The following is a 3549-nucleotide window of genomic DNA, read 5'->3' as shown; positions in this document are numbered from 1 at the left end:
GATGACGAGGCCCAGGGCCGGCAGCCCGGCGAGCATCACCGCCGTGGCCCGGGCGCCCGCCAACTGGGCACGCAGGTCGGACCGTTGACCGGTGAAGGTCCGCCAGGCGGCCCCGGCCGCGACCGCGAACCGCTGCCGGGCCCGGTCGGGGAGCTGGTCGCACAGCCACTGCCACTGCTTGTCGCCGGAGTGTGTGGAGAGGGCCGGCCCCTAGGAAGGGGCCGGCGAGGCGCGCCGCCCGGTCGTGCCGGGCTTCTCCTGCTGTCAGCCGACCAGCTTCAGGCCGTTCTCCCCGTCCGCGTCGGCGGCGTCGGGCCGCCCCTCCGTGAGCAGCAGGACGTCCGCCTTGGCGATGGCGTCGCTTATGTCGGACGTCCCCATCATCACGCACAGCGTGTAGCTGACGTCCTCCAGCTCGCGTGCCGCCGTCGGCACGTGCCTCTCCGACTGTGCGATCCTCAGCGACGCGTACCGCGTCAGCAGCTCCCTGACGATCTTCCGGTCCGGTACAAGCACGTAAGCGCCCCTCTCTCTTTTCGCTGCGTATGCCCGAACCGCACGTAAACATTCACACCTTTTCCTCACCTGAGGCGGATGTGACGAGAATCGATCGGACGTACGGGGTCTCGGGCTCGCCGACGGTGGGCAGCCGGTGGGCGACGGCGAAGGGGTGCGGCGATCGCCGGTAGGTACAGTCGGCGCTTCCTCGTCGACAGCGCGAGACCCGGGGTGGCGCGCGGCCGTCCCGGGTCTCGTGGTCCGCTCAGGGGTCCGCTCAGGCGGCGTCCAGCTCCGCCAGTTCCTCGGCGCTCAGGACGAGGTCGGTGGCGGCGAGCGAGTCGCGGATGGTCTCGGGCCTGCTCGCGCCCGGGATCGGGACGACCACGGGCGACTTGGCGAGCATCCAGGCCAGGCACACGCGCTGGGGGCTGACGCCGTGCGCGTCTGCGATGCGGGCGAAGGGGGCGTGACCCGAGCCCAGTTCCCCGGCCCTGGAGATTCCGCCGAGGGGGCTCCAGGGCAGGAAGGCGATGCCGAGTTCGTCGCACAGGCGCAGCTCCGGCTCGCTGGAGCGGAAGGCCGGGGAGAACTGGTTCTGCACGGAGACCAGGCGGCCGCCGAGGATCTCGTTCGCCTGACGGATCTGCTCGGGGTTCGCGTTCGAGATGCCGGCCATGCGGATCTTGCCCTCGTCCAGCAGGTCCCGGATCGCGCCGACGGACTCGGCGTAGGGGACGCGCGGGTCGGGGCGGTGGAACTGGTAGAGGCCGATGGCCTCGACGCCGAGCCGGCGCAGGGACTCCTCGCAGGCCGTCTTGAGGTGGCGGGGGCTGCCGTCGAGCGTCCAGCTGCCGTCGCCGGGGCGGAGGTGGCCGCCCTTGGTGGCGACCAGGACGTCGCCGCCGCGGTCGTGGGAGGCGAGGGCCTTGGCGATCAGGGTCTCGTTGTGACCGACCTCGTCGGCGTCGCGGTGGTAGGCGTCCGCGGTGTCGATCAGGGTCGCACCGCGGTCGAGGGCGGCGTGGATGGTCGTGAGGGAGCGTTCCTCGTCCGGTCGTCCCTCGATGGACATGGGCATCGCGCCCAGGCCGATCGCGCTGACCTCGACGTCACCGATGCGGCGGGTGTGCATGGGTTCGTGACCTCTTCCGGCTGTCGGGCGATGGTGCACTCCAGCCTGGACGCCGCACGGCCGGGGGTCCAATAGAAGAAGGAGAACGCATTCAGCACTCGGGCCGCTGAATCGTGCCGGGCCCTGGAGCCCTCTTGTCACAGGGGGATGAAACCCCGCGTCCGAGGACTCATCTCCCCCACACAGACCGTGGATCCGTAGGGCATGTCTCCGCCTCGCTGCCATATTCGAGAACCACTTCGGAGGTGGTTGTGAGCACAGAGGTGACAGCATCCGGTCCGGGGGAGACGGTGACGCGCACGCCCGGAGGCACCGCGGAGCGCGTCGCCGGCCTGGAGCACCGCCGGGAGCGGGCGGTGGCCCCGGGCGGGCCGCGCAGACGCGGGGAGTTCTCCGCCCGGGAACGCGTCGAACGGCTCCTGGACAAGGACTCCTTCACCGAGACCGGCCTGTTCGTCCGGGCCCGGCCCGCCGGGCACGACGCGCGTCGCCCCTACGGCGACGGGGTGGTCACCGGGTACGGCACGGTCGACGGCCGCCCGGTGTGCGTCTTCGCCCAGGACTCCACGGTGTTCGGCGGCAGCATGGGCGAGGCCTTCGGCGAGAAGACCGTCGCCCTGATGGAGCTGGCCCTGAAGACGGGCTGCCCGGTGATCGGCCTGAACGACTCCGGCGGCGCCCGCATCCAGGAGGGCGTCGCCTCGCTGGCCCTCTACGCCGAACTGGTGCGCCGCAACGTCAAGGCGTCCGGGGTGATCCCGCAGATCTCGGTCGTCCTCGGCCCGTGTGCGGGCGGGGCCGCGTACTCGCCGGCGATCACCGACTTCACGGTGATGGTGGACGGCGCATCGCACATGTTCGTCACCGGCCCCGACGTCATCGAGGCGGTCACCGGCGAGCGCACCACCGCCGAGGAACTGGGCGGCGCCCGCACCAGCAACACGGTCAACGGCAACGCGCACTTCCTGGCCGCCGACGAGGAGGACGCCCTCGACACGGTGCGGGACCTGCTGTCGTACCTGCCGGCCAACAACCTGGAACGGCCCCCGGAGTACGCCCCCGGGCACGCTCCACCCGGGACCGGGCTCGACGAGGCCGTCCCGGACCGGCTCGGCGAGGCGTACGACATGCGGGACATCCTGCGCGCGGTCGTCGACGACGGTGAACTGCTGTTCGTGCAGGAGCTGTTCGCGCCGAACATCATCTGCGCCCTGGCCCGCGTGGAGGGCCGCTCGGTGGGCGTCGTCGCCAACCAGCCGTTGCGCTCCGCCGGGGTCCTCGACATCGACGCGTCCGAGAAGGCGGCGCGGTTCGTGCGGTTCTGCGACGCGTTCGGCATCCCGCTGCTGACCTTCGCCGACGTGCCCGGCTATCTGTCCGGGGTGCGGCAGGAGCAGGCCGGTGTCATCCGGCGCGGGGCGAAACTGCTGTACGCCTACGCCGAGGCCACCGTCCCCAAGGTCACGGTCGTGGTGCGCAAGGCGTACGGCGGCGGCTACGCGGTGATGGGCTCCAAGCACCTGGGCGCCGACGTCAATCTCGCCTGGCCCACCGCCCGGATCGCCGTCATGGGCGCGGAGGGGGCCGTGGGTGTCCTGCACCGGCGTGAACTCGCCGCGTCCGACGACCCGGAGGCACTGCGCGCCCGCCTCCTCTCCGCCTACGAGAGCACCCACGGCACTCCGTACCTGGCCGCCGAGCGCGGCTACGTCGACGCCGTCATCGCACCGCGCGAGACCCGGGAGCAGGTCTGCCGCGCCCTGCGCGCACTGCGCGGCAAACGCGCCCCGATGCCGGAACGCCGGCACGGCAACATCCCCCTCTAGTGCCGCAGCAGGCAACGTTCGCCCCGTCGCGACGCCCGGCACGCACTCTCGCCGCACCGGGCGCAAGCCCAAGTACACCCAGTACGAGGG

The 3549-nt window shown here is 71.8% G+C and carries 3 protein-coding genes; 1 reads left to right on the top strand and 2 read right to left on the bottom strand.

Annotated features, from left to right (window positions below; all coding sequences use genetic code 11):
- Positions 1-264: 264 nt before the first annotated feature.
- Both ABTX62_RS37760 and ABTX62_RS37755 read right to left on the bottom strand, forming a co-directional pair.
- Positions 265-516, bottom strand: coding sequence for a DUF5133 domain-containing protein (locus tag ABTX62_RS37760; protein WP_283972632.1), 252 nt, complete (start codon positions 514-516; stop codon positions 265-267).
- Between the two features lie 259 nt (positions 517-775).
- Complete coding sequence (locus tag ABTX62_RS37755) at positions 776-1633, bottom strand: aldo/keto reductase (RefSeq protein ID WP_352120408.1); 858 nt, start codon at positions 1631-1633, stop codon at positions 776-778.
- A 290-nt stretch (positions 1634-1923) separates the two neighbouring features.
- On the opposite strand from ABTX62_RS37755, the gene ABTX62_RS37750 reads away from it, so the two are divergent.
- Positions 1924-3459 carry an acyl-CoA carboxylase subunit beta gene (locus ABTX62_RS37750; RefSeq protein WP_352120407.1) on the top strand — a complete coding sequence of 512 codons (1536 nt, stop codon included), beginning with the start codon at positions 1924-1926 and terminating at the stop codon, positions 3457-3459.
- The last annotated feature ends 90 nt before the right edge of the window (positions 3460-3549 follow it).

Origin of the sequence: Streptomyces sp. NPDC096046 (assembly GCF_040303285.1) — a bacterium.
Taxonomy (GTDB): Bacteria; Actinomycetota; Actinomycetes; order Streptomycetales; family Streptomycetaceae; genus Streptomyces.
This window is presented reverse-complemented; position numbering and strand designations above follow the sequence as displayed.

Bases quoted from the DNA above. Each gene is read 5' to 3' on its own strand.
- ABTX62_RS37755 (WP_352120408.1), bottom strand. From the start codon at position 1,633: ATGCACACCCGCCGCATCGGTGACGTCGAGGTCAGCGCGATCGGCCTG.